This window comes from Microbacterium hydrocarbonoxydans, from assembly GCF_011752045.1.
In the GTDB taxonomy this organism is placed as follows: domain Bacteria; phylum Actinomycetota; class Actinomycetes; order Actinomycetales; family Microbacteriaceae; genus Microbacterium.
Genome location: NZ_JAAKXW010000005.1, coordinates 469,600 through 488,353, shown reverse-complemented (window position 1 = coordinate 488,353; position 18,754 = coordinate 469,600). Strand labels below are relative to the sequence as shown.

Below are 18,754 nucleotides of genomic sequence, written 5' to 3'. Positions count from 1 at the left end.
GAATGGTGGCGAGGGGAGCGCTAACTTCCTTTATGGAAACGACGGGAAAACGGTCACTGCGGAAGCGACGCAATTGATTCCTGGAATGTCGAATAGTGACGCCCCTGGCACCGACAAAGTCAGCCCTGGCACTCCGCTCCCTCCGTGTGTGACCTACCTCAACGGCCGTTGCGTGGACTATCTGTTCCAGCGCCCGGGCGAGGCCACACCAGGCACGCCCACCGTCACGCTCACCGACCTCGCCTCCTTCGCCCCAGCCCCGGTCACGCTCTCCGCTGAGCCGGACAACGTCGGCATCGCCGACATGCCGGCGAACTTCCTGGCGACAGCATCCGTCCACACCCAGACCGGCACGCTCCTCGGGCACCCGCTGAGCGTGCGCTTCACGCCGGTCGGCTACGACTACACCTACGGTGACGGCACCACCGCGACCCTGGCGACGCCGGGACGCACCTGGGAGGAACTGGGCCAGGCGCAGTTCACCCCGACGCCGACCAGCCACGTCTACGCCGACCGCGGCACCTATGCCGCCGACGTCGACGTCCGCTACACCGCCGAGATCGACTTCGGCACCGGGTGGTACCCAGTCGACGGCGAGCTCACCACCGACGGACCGGTGCAGCAGATCCGCATCTTCGAGGCCCACACAGCCCTCGTGGCCTACACCTGCGCCGAGAAGCCCACCGCGCCCGGCTGCTGAGCATCGGGACCGTCGGGCCCTTTCACGAGCGACACCAGCTCGAAGCCTGCCGGGGTGCCGATCGCCCCTCCGTCTGCACAGGAGGTCTTCCGCTCGCCCAGGACGATCGGCCGCAGGCTCACTCTGAAGTCGCCCGCCGACCCCGCCGTGACTGCGACCTCCAGCCACATCACCGGTTCGTCGGAGGCGACCGCCGCGGCGACGGGCAGAGCCCGTGCCGCGCCCAGGCGCGGATCGCCGAGGTGACGCTGCACGAAATACACCGCCGCCTGCTCCGCGGAGGGCACGCCGCACTCGCCCCGCCAGCGGTCGAGCACGACCTCGCCGTCGCGGATCGCGTCCGCCATCCGTCGGGCGTCCTCGACCGTGAGACCGCCGTGATACTGCCCGCCGGGGAGGGTCACGACGTTCGCCGCGAACCGGTCCCCGCCGATGTGCGTGGTCTCCCACACCTGCCCCGGCAGCGCGGCATCCAGCTCGACCGCGACCGGCCGGCCGAGACGCGCACAGCACACGTCGCGACGACCGTGCGTGCACACCAGCACGACCGGCGTTCCAGGATCCACCCCGTCGCCGAAACCGGGAGCGGTCCCCGCGCCGAGTGCGTCGAGGTCGAGCGTCGAGAGCTCCGCCAGGGAGGCGATCTCGCGGCGCTCCGCCCACCCGCGTTCTCCGCCGCGACCGGCGAGGATCACCTCCCGCACCGGACGCCGCCGGTCGCGCACTCTGCGGATGAGCTGCACGCGCACGCCACGCTCCTCGGCCGCCTTCAGCACCAGCACCGTGGCGTCGTCGAGGTCGTCCGGCAGGCCGTGGGAAGGCCAGGGCCCCGGATGCTCGAGCAGCAGCCATGTCGAGATCGTGACCGGGGCGGAGGCCCAGATGTCCTCACCCCGCGCGACCCGGATCGCCGCGCACCACTCCGCGCGACCGGCGACCTGACTGCCCATGGAATCAGCCTATGCCCGCACCGGAATACACGACGACGGGCCGCCCCGGATGATCCGGAGCGGCCCGCCGAGGCGTGTGCGCCTACTGGTAGGACTTCACGATCTCCAGGAGGCTCGGGACGTTGGCGTACGCCTCCTCCGCGTTCTCCTTGGTGACGATGACCGGGTCGAGCAGGTACGCGTCGACGACCTTCACACCGTTGTCGTAGGACTCGGTGTCGTTCACGTCGACCTCTTCGCCCTTCTGCAGCTGGCCGACCATCTTGATCGACTGCTCGACGAGCAGCGTCGTGTCCTTGTTGATCGTGGAGTACTGGATGCCCTCCATGATCGACTTCACCGACTCGACCTCGGAGTCCTGACCGGTGACGACAGGGACCGGCTTGCCCGCACCCTGAACGGAGGTGATGATCGCGCGCGCGAGCGTGTCGTTCGGCGAGAGCACTCCGTCCAGCGTCTCGGAGCTGTAGCTCGCGGTCAGCAGCGAGTCCATGCGGCGCTGAGCGTTCTCGGCCTTCCAGCCCTCGGTCGCCGTCTGGGCGATCTCGGTCTGGCCGGACACGACCTTCAGCGTGCCGTCGTCGATCTTCGGCTGCAGCACGCTCATCGCGCCGTCGAAGAAGACCTTCGAGTTCGCGTCATCCGGCGAACCGGAGAACAGCTCGATGTTGTACGGCGCCTCGTGCCCGGCACGCTCGGCGAGACCGTCGAGCAGGGCCTGCCCCTGGAGCTCGCCGACCCGGAAGTTGTCGAAGGCGACGTAGTAGTCGACGGCATCCGTGTTCTCGATCAGGCGGTCGTACGCGATGACGGTCGCACCGGCGTCTCGCGCCGCCTCGACCTGGGTCGAGAGCTGCTTGCCGTCCTTCGCGCCGATGATGATGACCTTCGCACCACCCGTGACCATCGCCTGGATCTGGTTCTGCTGCTCGGCGACCGTGTTGCTGGCCGGTGCGTACTGCACGTCGGGCTTGAAGCCCGCCTCGGTCAGGCCGTCGGTGAAGAGCTTTCCGGCGAGGACCCAGTTCTCGCTGGTCTTGTCCGGGAGCGCGACGCCGATCGAGGCGCCCTCCTCGAACCCGGTGGTCTCCTCCCCCGAGCCGCCGGCGGGCGTGCCGCCCCGCTCCGACGAGCATCCGGTGAGGGCGAAGGCTGCCGCTGCGACGAGCGCTGTCGCGGTGACGATGACTTTCTTCATGTGATCTCTCTTTCTGATGGGTAGGGACTACTTGGTGTTCGCGTAGGTCTTGGTGGCGTCGAAGGTGTCGGACGCCGGCTGCTCCTTGCGGATGAACCTGCGCAGGATGAAGCCGGTGATCGACGGGCGGCCCTGCTGCTTGTTCCAGACGTCGACGGCGACGGCGAACAGCAGCACGAGGCCCTTGATCATCGACACCACGTCGGCGCCGGCGCCGAGGAGCGCGAGGCCGTTGTTGAGGAACGCCATCACGAGACCGCCGATGATCGAGCCGATCACCGTTCCGATGCCGCCGGAGACGGCCGCGCCGCCGATGAACACCGAGGCGATCGCGTCGAGCTCCCAGCCGTTGCCGTCCTGCGGACCGGATGCCGTGGCACGGGCGACATAGATCATGCCGGCGAGCGACGCGAGCACGGACATGTTCATCATCACGAAGAAGTCGACCCAGCGGTCCTTCACGCCCGACAGGCGAGCCGCCTGCCGGTTGCCGCCGACAGCGTAGATGTGACGTCCGAAGACCGTGTTGTTCGTGACGAACGAGTAGAGGATGACGAGCACGAGCAGGATGACGCCGGAGATCGGGAAGCTCGTTCCGGGGCGGCCGGTAGCGAACAGCCAGCCGGCGATGAGGATCACGGCCGACAGGACGACGACCTTGACCGCGCTCACCCACACCGGTGCGCTGTCGGAGCCCATCTTCCTCTGCACCCGGCGGGTGCGGATCTCCCAGAACACGATCCACGCGACGCCGAGCAGCGCGAGGATCATCGTCGGGATGTTGAATGGCAGCGGCAGCGCGATCTCGGGCAGGTATCCCGCGCCGATGACCTTGAAGCCGGGGTCGACCGGAACGGTCGTGGACTGCCCGATGAACTGGTTGGCGCCGCGGAAGAAGAGCATGCCCGCCAGCGTCACGATGAACGCCGGAACCCCGACGTAGGCGACCCAGAATCCCTGCCAGGCGCCGACCAGCACGCCCACGCCGAGACCGAGCAGCAGCGCCAGTGGCCAGGGCAGATTCCCCTCCGACATCGCCTTCGCCACGATGATCCCGGTGAAGGCGGCGACGGACCCGACCGAGAGGTCGATGTGGCCCATGATGATCACCATCACCATGCCGATCGCGAGGATCAGGATGTACGAGTACTGGTTGACGACGTTGATCAGGTTGCCCGACGACAGCGTGAGGCCCTGTCCCTTGATCACGAACGTCAGGATCTGGAAGACCAGCAGGATGACGATGAGGCTTCCGAGGATGCCGAACTGCCGGAGCGTCGACTGGCCGCCGCCGAACATCTTCTTGATGTCGCCGAAGTGGAAGCCGCGCTTCTCAGAGGAGAGATCAGTGCTCATGCGGATGCTTTCTGGGTAGCGGAGGTCATGCTGCGCATGAGTGCCTCCGGGGTTGCCTGATCGGACGGGATGCAGTCGGTGACCCGACCTTCGAACACGGTGTAGATGCGGTCGGAGATGCCCAGCAGCTCGGGGAGCTCGCTGGAGATGACGATGACGCCCTTGCCCTGAGCCGCGAGCTCGTTGATGATCGCGTAGATCTCGTACTTCGCGCCGACGTCGATGCCTCGGGTGGGCTCGTCGAGGATCAGCAGATCCGGGTCGGTGAACATCCACTTCGCCAGAACGACCTTCTGCTGGTTGCCTCCGGAGAGCTTGCCGACGCCCTCCTCCACCGACGGCGTCTTGATGCGCAGCGCCTTGCGGTACCGCTCGGCGACCGCATACTCCTCACGGGAGTCGACGACCCCGCGCTTGGCGATCTTCGAGAGCTTCGCGGCGACCGTCGACCGCTTGATCGTGTCGAGGAGGTTCAGCCCCAGCACCTTGCGGTCCTCGCTCACGTAGGCGAGGCCGTGCTTGATGGCCGTCGCCACGTCGGGGAGGGCGATCTCCTGACCGTCCTTGACCAGCGTGCCGGAGAGGAAGTTGCCGTAGGAGCGCCCGAAGATGCTCATCGCGAACTCGGTGCGCCCCGCGCCCATCAGGCCTGCGATGCCGACCACCTCGCCGCGGCGGACGTTGATGCTCGAGCCCTTCACGACCATCCGCTCGGAGACGTTCGGATGCTGCACCCACCAGTCCCTGACCTCGAAGAACACCTCGCCGATCTGCGGCGTCCGGTCGGGGTAGCGGCTTTCCAGCGAACGGCCGACCATGCCTCGGATGATGCGGTCCTCGTTGATCTCGCCGCGCGAGATGTCGAGGGTCTCGACGGTCCGGCCGTCGCGGATGATCGTGATCTCGTCGGCGATCTGCTCGATCTCGTTGAGCTTGTGGCTGATGATGATCGACGCGATCCCCTTGGCCTTGAGCCCCAGGATCAGGTCGAGAAGGTGCTGCGAGTCGTTCTCGTTGAGGGCTGCCGTCGGCTCGTCGAGGATGAGCAGCTTGACGTCCTTGTTCAGGGCCTTCGCGATCTCGATGAGCTGCTGCTTGCCGACGCCGAGGTGCTTGATGGCGACGTCCGGGTCCTCGTCGAGGCCGACCCGGGCGAGCAGCTCGAGCGTGCGCTGCTTCTGCGCCTGCCAGTCGATGCGGCCGAACCGGCGGATCTCGTTGCCGAGGAAGATGTTCTCGGTGACCGAGAGCTCGGGGATGAGCGCGAGCTCCTGATGGATGATCACGATGCCGGCGTGCTCGCTGGCCGCGATGTCCTTGAACCGCTGCTCCTCGCCGTAGAGGAGGATCTCACCGTCGTAGGTACCGTACGGGTACACGCCGGACAGGACCTTCATCAGCGTCGACTTCCCGGCGCCGTTCTCCCCGCAGATCGCGTGGATCTCGCCGGAGCGGACGGTGATCGAGACGTCTGAGAGTGCTTTGACGCCCGGGAACTCCTTGGTGATGCCACGCATCTCCAGGATGGGGCCTGACACGACCGGCAACGTTGCTGTTGTGCTCACGGATCTTCCTCGCGACGGGCGGTCACCTTCGATGTGACCGTTCACATTGGATTACATGGTCCTCGCTCGACGGGCAGGTGTCAAGCCCGCGAGCGAAAATCGCGCCTATGCCGGCGCGGTGGATTCCCGGACCCGCAGGGTCGTCTGCAGCGGGCCGAACTCCGGCAAGCGCTCTCCCCTGATCTGCGCCAGCAGGATGCGGACGGCCCTGCGGCCGAGCTCCGGGAAGTCCTGATGCACGGTCGAGAGCGTGGGAGCGACGTGCGCCGCGACGGGGATGTCGTCGAAGCCGACGACGCTCACGTCCTCCGGCACGCGCACGCGCGCGTCGCGGAACCCGTGCATGAGCCCGATGGCCATCTGGTCGTTCGCGACGAAGATCGCGCTGAAGTCGCGGCGTCGCGACAGCTCCTGGCCTGCGAAGTAGCCGAAGTCTGCCGTCCAGTCGCCGCGGATCGGCGGGAAGGTCGGCAGGTCGGCGTCGCGCAGCGCGTCGAGATAACCGCGCATCCGCGACTCTGCCTCGATCCAGTCCTGCGGGCCGGCGAGGTGCAGGATGTCCGTGTGCCCGAGCGCGATCAGGTGCTCGGTGGCGGCTCTCGCACCGGCCACCTGATCGGCGGAGTGGCTGATGCCGTCGGAGCCCGATGCGGTCTGCAGCGTGACGACCGGCAGGTCCAGCGCCATCCCGCCCAGCACGTGGAAGACCCTCACCTGCGGCGCGAGCACGACGATGCCGTCCACCTGCTCACGTGCCAGCTGCCGTACGGCGGCGCCGATCGCCTCCGGCGTGGTGGCCGGCAGATTCAGCGTCGAGACCGAGTATCCCTCCTCGCGCGCGGCATCCTCGATGCCGACGATCGACGACGTGGGCCCGAACTCCCCCACCGTCGCGGAGAGGATGCCGAGCATGTTCGACCTGCTCGTGACGAGCGCCCGGGCGGCGAGGTTGGGCCGGTAGTCGAGCACGGCGATCGCGTCGAGGACCTTCGCCTTGGTCTCCGGCCGGATGCTGGGATGGTCGTTGAGCACCCGGGAGACCGTCTGGTGCGAGACGCCGGCGAGACGGGCGACGTCGCGGATGCTGGGCAGCCGGGCACGCTCGGGGGCGGTGGACATCACAGCCTCCTCGCATGTGCACGGTCACATCGGTCACCCCATTATGTCCCCGGGGACCGCCGGGCGCATCCCGGGCGGGTCAGATGATGCGGGCGCCCGGAACAGGGCCGTGGACGTGCAGGGGGTCGAGGCCGGATTCGCGCAGCACCGACTGCACCTCCTGGGCGCTCTCCGGCCCGGAGCACAGCAGCGCCACGGTGGGCCCCGAGCCCGAGACGATGCCGTGCAGCGCACCGGCGCGGATGCCGAGCCGCAGCGTCTCGGCGAGGTCGGGCCGCTCGAACACGGCCGCCGCCTGCAGGTCGTTGTGCAGGCTCTCCGCGAGCAGCTCCGGATCGCCGGAGCGGAGCGCCTGCAGCACAGGGATGGGCACGTCGAGTGACAGGGGCGGATCGTCGGCGAGGGCCCCCTCCTCGTCGCGCAGGGCGTCCAGCCGTCCGTACACGACGGGAGTCGACAGCCCCTGTTCGCTCATGACCAGCACCCAGTCGAAGCGGCCGCGGGCGAGCGCGGGGTTCAGCTGGTCGCCCCGGCCGGTGCCGACCGCCGTTCCGCCGTGCAGGGCGAACGGCACGTCGGCGCCGAGCCGGGAGGCCAGGTCGTGCAGTCGCGCCTGAGGGAAGCCGGTGCCCCAGAGCGCATCGCAGGCCACGAGTGCCGCCGCGGCATCCGCCGACCCTCCGCCCATGCCACCGGCCACCGGCACGCTCTTGCGGATCTCCAGCGCGACCCCGCCGGGATACTCCGCCGCGGCGGCCAGCAGCTTGGCCGCGCGCATCGCGAGGTTCCGGTCGTCCAGCGGCACGGCATCCGGATCCTCGACGCCCGACACGGTGAGCGAGAAGCCGTCGGCGTGCCGGGCGATGACGTCCTCGTACAGCGAGACCGCCTGGAAGACCGTCGCGAGGGCGTGGTAGCCGTCGTCGTGACGGCCGCCGACGCCGAGGTAGACGTTGATCTTGCCCGGCGCCCGCACGTGCACGGACTCGTTCGCGGCGAAGCTCATCGCGGGGCCTCCGTCACAGCTCCGAGGACTTCGCCCACAGGTTGACGTCGATCGCTCCGGACAGCTCGTCGATGCGAGCGAGCTCCTCGGAGGTCAGTGCGGGCCCGTTCACGGCCGCGATGTTCTCGTCGAGCTGCTCGGGTCGCGAGGCGCCGATCAGCGCGGAGGCCACCACGGGGTTGCGCAGCGTCCACTGCAGCGCCAGCTGCGCAAGCGACTGCCCCCGCTCACGGGCGACGTCGTTCAGGGCGCGGAGCGTGGCGACGGCATCCTCCGTGAGGGGGGCGTCGGGCAGCGAGCCGCGCTTCTGCGCGCGCTCCGCTGTGCCGTCGCCGAGGTACTTGTCGGTGAGCAGGCCCTGCGCCAGCGGCGTGAACGCGATCGCGCCGAGACCGGACTGCTCGAGGGTCTCGGTGAGGCCGTCCTCGACCCAGCGGTTGAGGATCGAGTACGCGGGCTGGTGGATGACCAGCGGCGTCCCGAGCTCCTTCGCGACCGCGACGGCCTCGGCGGTGCGCTCCGCGCTGTACGAGGAGATGCCGACGTAGAGCGCCTTGCCCTGCCGCACGAGCGTGTCGAGGGCGCCGACCGTCTCCGCGATCGGGGTCACCGGGTCGACCCGGTGTGAGTAGAAGATGTCGACGTACTCGAGGCCCATCCGGGTCAGCGACTGCTCGGCACTGGCGAGGATGTATTTCCGGCTGGCGAAGTCGCCGTACGGGCCGGGCCACATGTCCCAGCCGGCCTTCGAGGAGATGATGAGCTCGTCGCGGTACGGCCGCAGGTCCTCCGCGTAGATGCGTCCGAAGTTCTTCTCCGCCGAGCCGTAAGGCGGGCCGTAGTTGTTCGCCAGGTCGAAGTGCGTGATTCCCCGGTCGAACGCGTGGCGCAGCAGCGCGCGCTGGTTGTCGAGCGGGATGTTGTCGCCGAAGTTCCACCACAGTCCCAGCGAGATCGGCGGCAGGTACAGACCCGACGTGCCCACCTGACGGTAGGCGAACTGCCGGTAGCGGCTCTCCTCCGCCGCGTAGGGGCGGTGGATCTCGGGGACGTCTGGTCGGAAGCGCGGAGAGTCGGTCACCGTGCCAGGTTAGTCCTCCACGGCCACCACGTCGTCGATGGCGACCGCGTGCTGGGCGATGCGCTGATAGTCGTCGACCGTCAGATCCTCCCCGCGAGCGGTCGGCGCGACGCCGGCGGCCTCCAGCACGGCGGATGCCGCCGCCGAGCCTCCGAAGATGCCCGACAGCGCCTGCCGGAGCATCTTGCGGCGCTGGTTGAAGGCGGCGTCCACGATCGTGAACGTGCGGGTGCGCTCCGAGGTCGATCCGCGCTCGCCGGTCAGGCGGTCGAAGCCGACGAGCAGGCTGTCGACGTTGGGCACCGGCCAGAACACCTGGCGCGACACGGTGCCGGCGAGCTTCCACTCCCCGTACCAGGCGGCCTTCACGCTGGGCGAGCCGTAGATCTTCGATCCGGGCTTGGCTGCGAGCCGCTCGGCGACCTCGGCCTGCACCATCACCACGCCGCGCTGCAGGTGGTCGAAGCTCTCCAGGAAGTGCAGCAGCACCGGCACGGACACGTTGTAGGGCAGATTCGCGACCAGCACCGTCGGGTCGCCGGGCAGCTCGGTGACGCGGAGTGCGTCGGCGTCCACCACCGTCAGCATCTCCGGCGGGACGCCGTGCTCGGCGACGGTCTGCGGCAGACGCGCGGCGAGCCGGTGATCGATCTCGACGGCCGTGACGGATGCTCCGGCCTCGAGGATCGCGAGGGTGAGCGAGCCGAGCCCCGGCCCGACCTCGACGACCCGCTCGCCCGGCTGCACGCGCGCGGCGTGCACGATCTTGCGCACGGTGTTCGCGTCGACGACGAAGTTCTGGCCGAGCTTCTTGGTCGGGGTCACATCGAGTTCTGCGGCGAGGCGGCGGATCTCGGTGGCGCCGAGCAGGGAGACGGTCATCCCCCCATTGTCCCCTACGGTCGGTAGTCTTCTCGGATGCCCTCCCTCGGTGAACTGATCGCGCCGCGGCGGATGGGCAGGGACTTCCGCTGGCTGCTCGCCTCCTCGTGGACGAGCAACGTCGGCGACGGCGTCGCCCTGGCCGCGGCTCCCCTGCTCATCGCGTCGATGACGTCCTCGCCCGTCCTCGTGGCCGCCGGCGCCATGCTGCAGTTCCTGCCCTGGCTGATCTTCGGCCTGCACGCCGGCGCGATCGCCGACCGGTTCAACCGCCGCCGGCTGGTGATCTTCGCGAACACGGCGCGCGGCCTCGTGATCGCCGGCCTGTGCGTCTTCCTCCTCACCGGGGCGGCGAACATCTGGATCGTCCTCGCCGCGGCGTTCCTCTACGGCACCGCCGAGGTGTTCGTCGACACCGCCGGCAGCACGCTGCTGCCGATGATCGTGAAGCCGGCCGATCTCGGCATCGGCAACGCCCGGCTGCAGGCGGGATACCTGGTGGCGAACCAGTTCGCCGGTCCGCCGCTCGGAGCGTTCCTCTTCGCCGCCGGCACCGCGCTGCCCTTCCTGCTCGAGGTCGTGTGCCTGGCCCTCGCGGTCGTCCTGATCTCGCGCATGGCGCGCACGCCGATCCCACCCCGGGAGGAGCACGCGCCGGTGCACACCGACATCGCCGAGGGCCTGCACTGGCTGTGGCAGAACCCGCCGGTGCGGATGCTCGTGCTGATCATCCTCGTGTTCAACATCACCTGGGCGGCCCCGTGGGGCGTCCTCGTGCTGTACGCGACCGAGCACCTGCACATGGGGGCGGTCGGCTACGGCGCGCTCACCACGGCGTCCGCCGCCGGCGGCCTGCTCGCGACCATGAGTTTCGGCTGGCTGGAGCGGCACGTGTCGTTCGCGACGCTGATGCGGGTCGTGCTGTCGATGGAGGTGCTCATGCACCTCTCGTTCGCGCTCACCACGACCGGGTGGGTGGCGCTGGTGATCATGTTCGTGTTCGGCGCCTACGCGTTCATCTGGGGCACGATCTCGACGACCGTGCGCCAGCGGCTGGTCCCCCAGGAGCTGCAGGGACGGGTGTCGTCGGTGAACGCCGTCGGCGTGTTCGGCGGCATGGTGATCGGTCAGGCGCTGGGCGGCGTCATCGCCCAGTTCTGGGGACTCACCGCGCCCTGGTGGTTCGCCTTCGCGGGGGCGGCGCTGACGCTTCTGCTGGTCTGGAAGCCGATCTCGCACATCGTCTCGGCGAAGCCGGTGGACGATGCGGCCGAGGAGGTTCAGTCCTCGAAGGAGCCGTAGACCCGCAGCGTGTTCGCGGCCAGCTGGGCGCTCAGCTCGTCCACCTCGATGCCGAGCTCGGCGGCCATGAAGCGCACGGTGATCGGCACGAGATACGGCGCGTTCGGCCGCCCGCGCAGCGGTACCGGCGTGAGGAAGGGCGCATCGGTCTCGACGAGGATGCGATCCAGCGGGGTGACGGCGAGGGCGTCGCGCAGGTTCTGCGCGTTCTTGAAGGTGACGTTGCCGGCGAACGACAGGTGGTAGCCGGCATCCGCGCAGATCCTGGCCATCGCGTCGTCTCCGGAGAAGCAGTGGAACACCGTGCGCTCGGGGGCGCCGACCCGCGACAGCGTCTCGAGCACGGCGTCGTGCGCGTCACGGTCGTGGATCTGCATCGCGATGCCGTGCTTCTTCGCGAGCGCGATGTGCGCCTCGAAGGACTCGAACTGCGGGGCGCGGCGCTCGGGCTCGGTGCGGAAGAAGTCGAGGCCGGTCTCGCCGATCGCGCGGGTGCGCGGGTGCGCGGCCAGCTCGTCGATGACGGCGATGGCCTCGTCGAGCCGCCCCTGCTCGGCATAGGTCGGCGCGTCGTTGGGATGGATCGCGACCGCGGCCAGGACCCGGGGATCGGATGCCGCCGCCTCGACCGCCCAGCGCGACGACTCGATGTCGCCGGAGGCCTGGATCACACCCGCGATGCCGACGGCTTCCGCGCGGTCGAGCTGCTCCGTGAGCGACAGCGGCTCCTCGCCGTCCACGATCTCGAGGTGCGCGTGGTTGTCGTAGACCGGCACGGCCAGAGGCTCGGGAGCGGCGGGGTACCGCAGATCCTTGCGCCCCTCGCCGTCCCGCGCCTTCACATAGGTGCTCGTCATGCTCAGGCGGCGGACTCCACCCGCGGGAACAGCGGGGCGAGTCCGTTCACGCTGGTGCCGGGACGCAGCACGCCCCAGGCGCCCGCCTCGCGGATCGGCTGGTCCTGCAGGCGGCCGATCGCCTCGGCGGCGCCGAGCGCGATCCAGAGCTTCTCGGTCGACTGCGGCATCACGGGCGAGAGCAGCACGGCGAGCGCGCGCAGGCCCTCGGCGCACGTGTAGAGGACGGTGCCGAGGCGCCCGCGCTGCTCCTCGTCGCGAGCCAGCGCCCACGGCTCGTTCTCGGTGATGTACCCGTTCAGCGCGTCGACGATGGTCCAGATCGACGAGATCGCCTCGTCGATGCGGAACTGGTCGATGGCGGCATCCGCATTCGCGGCGGCATCCGCCACGATCCGCTGGATCTCGAGATCCTTCTCGGTGTACTCCGCCGGCGGCGGGACGATGCCCTCGAAGTACTTCTCGATCATCGCCGTCGTGCGCGAGGCGAGGTTGCCGAAGCCGTTGGCGAGCTCGGCCTGGTAGCGGGCGGCCAGGTCCTCCCAGGAGAACGAGCCGTCCTGGCCGAAGGCGATCGCCGACAGGAAGTAGAACCGGTACGCGTCGGAGCCGAAGACGTCGGTGATCTCGGTCGGCGCGATGCCGGTGAGCTTCGACTTCGACATCTTCTCGCCGCCGACCAGCAGCCAGCCGTGCGCGAAGACGCCCTTGGGCACCTCCAGGCCCGCGGCCATCAGCATCGCCGGCCAGATGACGGCGTGGAAGCGCAGGATGTCCTTGCCGACCACGTGGTACGCGGGCCAGCGGCGGTCGAAGGTCGCGTCGTCGTCGCCGTAGCCGACGGCTGTGGCGTAGTTGAGCAGAGCGTCGACCCACACGTAGATGACGTGCGACTCGTCCCACGGCAGCGGGATGCCCCAGTCGAACGCGGAGCGCGAGATGGAGAGGTCCTTGAGGCCCTGGCGGACGAAGGAGACGACCTCGTTGCGCGCGGACTCCGGGCGGATGAAGTCCGGCTGGTCCTTGTACAGCTCGAGCAGGCGGTCCTGGAACTCGCTGAGCTTGAAGAAGTAGTTCTTCTCCTGGAGCAGCTCGAGCGGCTTGGAGTGGATCGCGCAGACCTTCAGGCCCTCGAAGGGACCGGTGCCGTCGAGGATCTCGGACTCCGGCTTGAACTCCTCGCAGCCGACGCAGTACAGCGCCTCGTACTCGCCCGCGTAGATGTAGCCGCGGTCGTAGATGGCCTGCACGAACTTCTTGACGCGCTCCTCGTGCCGCTCCTGCGTGGTGCGGATGAAGTCGTCGTTCGCGACGTCGAGGGTCTTCAGCAGCGGGAACCACGCCTCGGTGACGAGCTTGTCCACCCACTCCTGCGGGGTGACGTTGTTCGCCGCGGCGGCGCGCAGCATCTTCTGGCCGTGCTCGTCGGTGCCCGTGAGCATCCACGTGTCGTCCCCGCCCTGACGGTGCCAGCGCGCGAGCGCGTCGACCGCCACCGACGTGTAGCCGTGACCGATGTGGGGCACGTCGGAGGGGTAGTAGATGGGCGTGGTGATGTAGAACGATTCGCCAGCGGGCATAGGTCGATTCTAGGTGGACCGCCGAGGGCGTTACGCCGCCCGACCGGGCGCTCAGCCGACGGTGACGCGGATCCGGTGCCGCCCCTGCGCGCCGTCGGGAGCGGGCGGACGCACGTCCTCCGTCTGCGTCTCGCCGTCGGCGCCGATCGCGCGGCACTCGATGTCGTGCTCTCCCGGCTCCGCCGTCCACGGGATGCTCCACTGCACCCACGTGTCGTCGGAGATCGCCGTCGCGAGTTCCGCGGTCTGCCACGGGCCGTCGTCGATGCGGACCTCCACGCCCTTCACTCCGACGTGCTGCTGCCACGCGACTCCCGCGATCACGGTGTCTCCGGCGTCCGCGCGGTCGCCGCGGGGCACGTCGATGCGCGACTGCAGCTTGATCGGCCCGCGCTCAGACCAGCCGCGGGTGGTCCAGTACGCGGTGGCGCGGTCGAACCTGGTCACCTCGAGCTCGGTCACCCACTTCGTCGCGGACACGTAGCCGTACAGTCCCGGCACGACCAGCCGCACCGGGAAGCCGTGCTCGAGCGGCAGCGGCTCGCCGTTCATGCCCACGGCGAGCAGCGCGTCGCGGTCGTCGGTGAGCACCTCGAGCGGCGTGGACGCCGTGAACCCGTCGACCGAACGCGACAGCACCATGTCGGCATCCGCCTGCACCCCGGCACGGGCGAGCACCTCCCGCACGGGGAGGCCGAGCCAAAGGGCGTTGCCGATGAGGTCGCCGCCGACGGGGTTGGAGACGCAGGCGAGGGTGACGTGCGCCTCCTGTAGAGGCGCCGCGAGCAGCTCGTCCCAGGTGAGCACGACCTCGCGCTCGACCATGCCGTGCACGCGCAGGCTCCAGTCGGCCGGGTCGAGCCGCGGCACGACGAGGGCGGTGTCGATGCGGTAGAAGCTGTCGTTCGGCGTGATCACGGGCGCCAGGCCCTCGATGCCGAGCTCAGCGGATGCCGGGACGGGTGCCGCGGGCACAGCCGGCGCCGGGAGCCGGAAGGCCGTCCGCACCGCCTCGAGCGACTGCGCGCCGGCGCGGGCGACGGCGCCCGCGGCGAGCGCGATCACTCCGAGGGCTGCGGCGGAGCCGGTCCAGATGAGGAAGCGGCGCCGGTCGGCGCCGGCCTCCGGATCTGCGGCTCCCAGCCGGGCGATCAGCGCCCGGAGGACGAGGAGGGCGACCCCGCCGGCGACGATCGACGGCACCCAGGCGAGCGGGCCGATCCCGCTGCGCCCCATGGCGACGGCGGCGCCCACGACGCCGAGGATGCCGAACGCCACGGCTCCGGCGTAGGGGCGGCGGCGCTCCAGCAGACCGGCGCCGAACGCCACGGCGGCGAGCACGAGCGCGATGCCCGTGAGCAGAGCATCCTTGTCGCGCGTCCCGAACAATCCGATCGCGAGATCCTTGGCCCAGCTCGGCGCCAGGTCGATCAGCGCGCCGCCGATCGCGGCGAACGGGCTGGCGGCCGGAACGAAGAGGGCGGCGGCCAGCTCCCCCAGCCCCGCACCGAGGGCGACGGCGGCGACTCCTGCGGCACCGGCGAGCAGCCGGTCCTGCGGCGTGACCCGGGTGACGCTGTCCATGAGGACGAGCGTACGCGTGCGGGTCGCCGAACGATCCGGACACCGCTTACAGAGCGCTGACAAACCCGAGGGGCGGCTGCCTACCTCCGGATCGCCGCGATGTCGGCGTGCGGGCGGGCGCTGATCTCGCCCGGCTCGCGCCCACGGCGGCGGACGCCATCGACGGCGAAGCCGGCATCGGCGAGCAGCTCGATGAGCGCCTCGGCAGACCAGTACCAGGCGGGGGCGATGGCGTGCGCGAACGGCTCCCGAGGCGCGCCGTCGAAGAAGCCCAGCAGCAGCCCTCCGCCGGGTCGCAGCACGCGAGCGAACTCGGCGAGCACCGCGGGCACGTCGGCCGGCGGGGTGTGGATCAGCGAGTACCAGGCGAGGATGCCGCCGAACGAGCCGTCCTCGAACGGAAGAGCACGGAAACTCGCCACCTCGAACTGCAGATCCGGATGCCGCGACTGCGCCGACGCGACGAACGCCTTCGACAGGTCGATCCCGCCTGCCTCCCGTCCCCCGCGACTGGATGTACTCGGTCGCGCGGGAATCGTACGCGGCCGCGATCGTGTCCTCCGATTCGGTCGCGCGCGTCGCGCGGTCAGGTACGCGAAACTCGGCCCGATCCGCCGCAATCGGCCGTGATTCGTGTGCTTTCCCGAATCTCGCGTCGCACCGCGCGGAGTCGCTCACGAGTTCCGGGCGGCGAGCGCGGCCTGGTACAGATCGCGGGAGGAGAGCCCGGTGAGGGATGCCACCTCGGAGGCGGCATCCTTCAGGCGGATGCCGGATGCGACGAGCTGCTGCACCTGGGCGAGAGCGTCGTCGGCCGAGGCCTCGCGGCGGGTCGCGCCCTCGACCACGACGACGATCTCGCCCTTGACCCCGGCGGACACCCACTCGACGAGTTCGGCGGCCGTGCCGCGGCGCACCTCCTCGTAGAACTTCGTCAGCTCGCGGCACACTGCGATGCGCCGGTCCGCGCCGAAGGCCTCGCCCATGTCGCCGAGGGCGGATGCGAGCCGCGCCGGCGACTCGAAGAAGACCATCGTGCGGGGCTCGGCGGCGAGGGCTCGGAGGGCCGACCGCCGCTCCCCCGGCTTGCGCGGCAGGAACCCTTCGAACGTGAACCGATCGGTCGGCAGGCCGGAGATCGCGAGCGCCATCAGCACGGCGCTCGGGCCGGGGATCGCGGTCACGGTCACGCCCTGGGCCACCGCCTCGGCCACGAGGCCGTACCCGGGGTCGCTGATCGCCGGCATCCCGGCGTCGCTGACGACGACCACGTCGGCCTCGAGAGCGAGAGCCGCGAGCTCGCCGGCCTTCTGCTTCTCGTTGTGGTCGTGCAGGGCGATCAGCCGCGGCCGGTTGGCGATCTGCAGCGCCTGCAGCAGCCGCTGGGTGGTGCGCGTGTCCTCCGCGACGACGATCTCGGCGTTCTCGAGCACCTCGATGAGGCGGCGGGACGCGTCGCCGAGGTTGCCTATCGGGGTCGCGGCGAGGATGATCACCAGCCCAGCTTAGACAGCGGGCTCCGAAGCTAGGCTGAGCGGGTGACTGTCCCCGCACCCCTGCTGCCGGCCCTCGCGGAGCGCACGACGCGCTACGGTCGGCTGCGCGATCGCGTGCTGCTCGACCCGGACTGGGGCCGGATGGTCCGCTGGTTCGCCCCCCTCGTGGTCACCCTGCTCGCGGCTGTGCTGCGGCTGGTCAATGTGGGTCACCCGCATCAGCTCGCCTTCGACGAGACGTACTACGTGAAGGACGCCTGGTCGCTGTGGACTCTCGGCTACGAGGGCACCTGGGGCGAGAACGCGAACGAGGCCTTCGTCACGCTGCAGCAGCTGCCGCTGGAGGCGACGGGCTCGTTCGTCGTGCATCCGCCGCTCGGGAAGTGGCTGATCGCGCTCGGAATGTCGATCGGCGGGCCGGACAACAGCGTCGGGTGGCGCCTCGCCACGGCTCTCCTGGGCACGGGCATGGTCCTGCTCACATACCTCATCGCGCGCCGGCTCAGCGGATCCGTGGTCGTCGCGACCGTCGCCGGGACCCTCCTCGCCATCGACGGCCTCGCCATCGTGATGAGCCGCATCGCGCTCCTCGACACACCGCTGACCTTCTTCATCCTGCTGGGCGCGCTGTTCGTGCTCATCGACCGCGAGCGGACGATCCCGCTGCTCGAGCGCCGAGACCCCGACGCGCCCGACCCGTTCTGGGGTCCGGTGCTCTGGCGCCGCCCGTGGCTCGTCGCCGCCGGTCTCGCCCTCGGCGCCGCCTGCGCCGTCAAGTGGTCGGGCCTGTACGCCCTGGCCGCCTTCGGCCTGTACGTCGTCGTGACGGATGCTCTCGCTCGGCGCCGCGCCGGAGTGGTGCTCTGGCCGACCGCCGCGGCCTTCCGGCAGGGTCCCGTCTCGTTCGTGCTGATGGTCTTCCCCGCACTCGCGGTGTACCTCGCCAGCTGGACCGGATGGTTCGTCACCGAAGGCGGCTACGCGCGCCGCAGCGACCCGAACCCGTTCGTCGCGCTGTGGAACTACCACCAGTCGGTCCTCGGGTTCCACGTCGGGCTGAGCAAGGGCCATCCCTACGCCAGTCCGGCCTGGGAGTGGCCTCTCCTGCTCCGCCCCACCGCCGTGTGGGTGGGCACCGACCCGGCGCCCTGCGGCGTGGATCACTGCATCGCGACGATCTCCAGCATCCCGAACCCGCTCATCTGGTACGCAGGGGTCGCCGCATCCGCCTACCTGGTGTACCGGCTCGTGCGCGGCTGGATCGCCCGGGAGCCGACCGATCCTGCCCTGGGGCTCCCCCTCGTCGGGCTCGCCGCGACCTACGTGCCGTGGCTGATGATCCCCGAGCGCACGATCTTCCAGTTCTACACGGTCGCGATGCTGCCGTTCCTCGTGCTGTGCCTGGCGCTGACCCTGCGGGTCGCGGCCGGGCGCCGTGCCGACCCGCTCCACCGGCGTCAGTCCGGGGAGCGCACGGTGATGATCTTCCTGGCGTTCGTCGTGGTGATCTCGGCGTTCTACTACCCGGTGTGGACGGGCATGAGCGTGCCGTACGATTTCTGGCTCGTGCACAACTGGCTGCCCGGCTGGGTCTGAGTCAGCCCGCGTCTCCCGCGACGTTCTCGACGAGTGGGAGGATGCGCCCGGAGAGATGCGTGCGCATCGCGATGGAGGACGCGGTCCTGGCGACTCCCGGCACCAGCGCCACCCGGTCGAGGACCTCCTGCAGCTGCGCGGCGTCCCGCGCCACCAGCCGAAGCTGCATGTCGCTGGCGCCGGTGACCGTGTGCATGTCGACGATCTCCGGTACGGCGTCGGCCAGCGCCCCGGCGACGTCGTCGTGGCCGACCTTCTGATCGATCTCGACCAGGCAGAAGGCCACGACGCCGTAGCCGAAGCCGGCGGGGTCGACGCGCGGAACGATCGCCTCGATCACCCCGCCCTCGTGCAGCCGTGCGAGCCGGCTCGTCACCGTGCCGCGGGCGACGCCGAGACGCCGCGCGCACTCCAGCAGCGGCAGCTGCGGCGACTCCGTGAGGAGCCGGATGAGCGCGGCGTCGAGGCGATCGATGCGCATG

Annotated in this window: 17 protein-coding genes; 3 read left to right on the top strand and 14 right to left on the bottom strand. The window is 69.8% G+C overall.

All coding sequences use genetic code 11. The features are described from left to right. Nucleotides 1-148: 148 nt before the first annotated feature. The gene (locus G6G98_RS16210) at nt 149-700 is read left to right on the top strand and encodes a hypothetical protein (RefSeq protein ID WP_164234499.1); all 552 of its coding nucleotides are present in this window, start codon (nt 149-151) and stop codon (nt 698-700) included. Here the strand turns inward: G6G98_RS16210 and G6G98_RS16205 are convergent. The 8 genes from G6G98_RS16205 to rsmA form a co-directional block, all read right to left on the bottom strand. Then, a complete protein-coding gene (locus tag G6G98_RS16205) occupies nt 661-1,650 on the bottom strand; it encodes a sucrase ferredoxin (protein ID WP_164234498.1) in 990 nt (329 codons plus the stop codon). The genes G6G98_RS16210 and G6G98_RS16205 overlap by 40 nt on opposite strands. Nucleotides 1,651-1,732: 82 nt before the next feature. Then, the gene (locus tag G6G98_RS16200; RefSeq protein ID WP_067358138.1) at nt 1,733-2,848 is read right to left on the bottom strand and encodes a substrate-binding domain-containing protein; all 1,116 of its coding nucleotides are present in this window, start codon (nt 2,846-2,848) and stop codon (nt 1,733-1,735) included. A gap of 27 nt (nt 2,849-2,875) precedes the next feature. After that, entirely contained in the window at nt 2,876-4,204 is a 1,329-nt protein-coding gene (gene mmsB / locus G6G98_RS16195; protein WP_067358135.1) for a multiple monosaccharide ABC transporter permease, read from the bottom strand. After that, nucleotides 4,201-5,721: a multiple monosaccharide ABC transporter ATP-binding protein gene (gene mmsA / locus G6G98_RS16190; RefSeq protein WP_279587596.1), complete on the bottom strand. Its 1,521-nt coding sequence runs from the start codon at nt 5,719-5,721 to the stop codon at nt 4,201-4,203. The genes mmsB and mmsA overlap by 4 nt, the downstream gene beginning before the upstream one ends. 153 nt (nt 5,722-5,874) lie before the next feature. After that, nucleotides 5,875-6,888 carry a LacI family DNA-binding transcriptional regulator gene (locus G6G98_RS16185; RefSeq protein ID WP_164234497.1) on the bottom strand — a complete coding sequence of 338 codons (1,014 nt, stop codon included), beginning with the start codon at nt 6,886-6,888 and terminating at the stop codon, nt 5,875-5,877. Between the two features lie 79 nt (nt 6,889-6,967). Continuing rightward, the gene (locus G6G98_RS16180) at nt 6,968-7,894 is read right to left on the bottom strand and encodes a 4-(cytidine 5'-diphospho)-2-C-methyl-D-erythritol kinase (protein ID WP_164234496.1); all 927 of its coding nucleotides are present in this window, start codon (nt 7,892-7,894) and stop codon (nt 6,968-6,970) included. 13 nt (nt 7,895-7,907) lie between these two features. Continuing rightward, nucleotides 7,908-8,975 (bottom strand): L-glyceraldehyde 3-phosphate reductase, encoded by a 1,068-nt coding sequence (gene mgrA, locus G6G98_RS16175; RefSeq protein ID WP_067358121.1) that lies wholly within the window; start codon nt 8,973-8,975, stop codon nt 7,908-7,910. Between the two features lie 9 nt (nt 8,976-8,984). Further along, complete coding sequence (gene rsmA / locus G6G98_RS16170; RefSeq protein ID WP_067358118.1) at nt 8,985-9,857, bottom strand: 16S rRNA (adenine(1518)-N(6)/adenine(1519)-N(6))-dimethyltransferase RsmA; 873 nt, start codon at nt 9,855-9,857, stop codon at nt 8,985-8,987. Nucleotides 9,858-9,893: 36 nt separating this feature from the next. Here rsmA and G6G98_RS16165 point away from each other — a divergent pair, with 36 nt between their 5' ends. Continuing rightward, complete coding sequence (locus G6G98_RS16165; RefSeq protein ID WP_164234495.1) at nt 9,894-11,159, top strand: MFS transporter; 1,266 nt, start codon at nt 9,894-9,896, stop codon at nt 11,157-11,159. Here the strand turns inward: G6G98_RS16165 and G6G98_RS16160 are convergent. The 5 genes from G6G98_RS16160 to rsmI all read right to left on the bottom strand — a co-directional run bounded on the left by G6G98_RS16160 (nt 11,138) and on the right by rsmI (nt 16,676). Then, nucleotides 11,138-12,016: a TatD family hydrolase gene (locus G6G98_RS16160; RefSeq protein WP_164234494.1), complete on the bottom strand. Its 879-nt coding sequence runs from the start codon at nt 12,014-12,016 to the stop codon at nt 11,138-11,140. The genes G6G98_RS16165 and G6G98_RS16160 overlap by 22 nt on opposite strands. Nucleotides 12,017-12,018: 2 nt before the next feature. Further along, the gene (metG, locus tag G6G98_RS16155) at nt 12,019-13,596 is read right to left on the bottom strand and encodes a methionine--tRNA ligase (protein ID WP_067358110.1); all 1,578 of its coding nucleotides are present in this window, start codon (nt 13,594-13,596) and stop codon (nt 12,019-12,021) included. A gap of 51 nt (nt 13,597-13,647) precedes the next feature. After that, nucleotides 13,648-15,180: a molybdopterin-dependent oxidoreductase gene (locus G6G98_RS16150; RefSeq protein WP_164234493.1), complete on the bottom strand. Its 1,533-nt coding sequence runs from the start codon at nt 15,178-15,180 to the stop codon at nt 13,648-13,650. Nucleotides 15,181-15,260: 80 nt separating this feature from the next. After that, nucleotides 15,261-15,800, bottom strand: a complete 540-nt coding sequence (locus tag G6G98_RS16145) for a class I SAM-dependent methyltransferase (protein ID WP_164234492.1) — start codon at nt 15,798-15,800, stop codon at nt 15,261-15,263. 54 nt (nt 15,801-15,854) lie between these two features. Beyond that, the gene (rsmI, locus tag G6G98_RS16140) at nt 15,855-16,676 is read right to left on the bottom strand and encodes a 16S rRNA (cytidine(1402)-2'-O)-methyltransferase (protein ID WP_164234491.1); all 822 of its coding nucleotides are present in this window, start codon (nt 16,674-16,676) and stop codon (nt 15,855-15,857) included. Nucleotides 16,677-16,718: 42 nt separating this feature from the next. Between rsmI and G6G98_RS16135 the strand changes: the two genes are divergently transcribed. Further along, nucleotides 16,719-18,272: a dolichyl-phosphate-mannose--protein mannosyltransferase gene (locus tag G6G98_RS16135; RefSeq protein ID WP_164234490.1), complete on the top strand. Its 1,554-nt coding sequence runs from the start codon at nt 16,719-16,721 to the stop codon at nt 18,270-18,272. A gap of 1 nt (nt 18,273) precedes the next feature. Here G6G98_RS16135 and G6G98_RS16130 read toward each other — a convergent pair whose 3' ends face one another. Further along, nucleotides 18,274-18,753 carry an Lrp/AsnC family transcriptional regulator gene (locus G6G98_RS16130; protein ID WP_067358100.1) on the bottom strand — a complete coding sequence of 160 codons (480 nt, stop codon included), beginning with the start codon at nt 18,751-18,753 and terminating at the stop codon, nt 18,274-18,276. Nucleotide 18,754 lies beyond the last annotated feature (1 nt).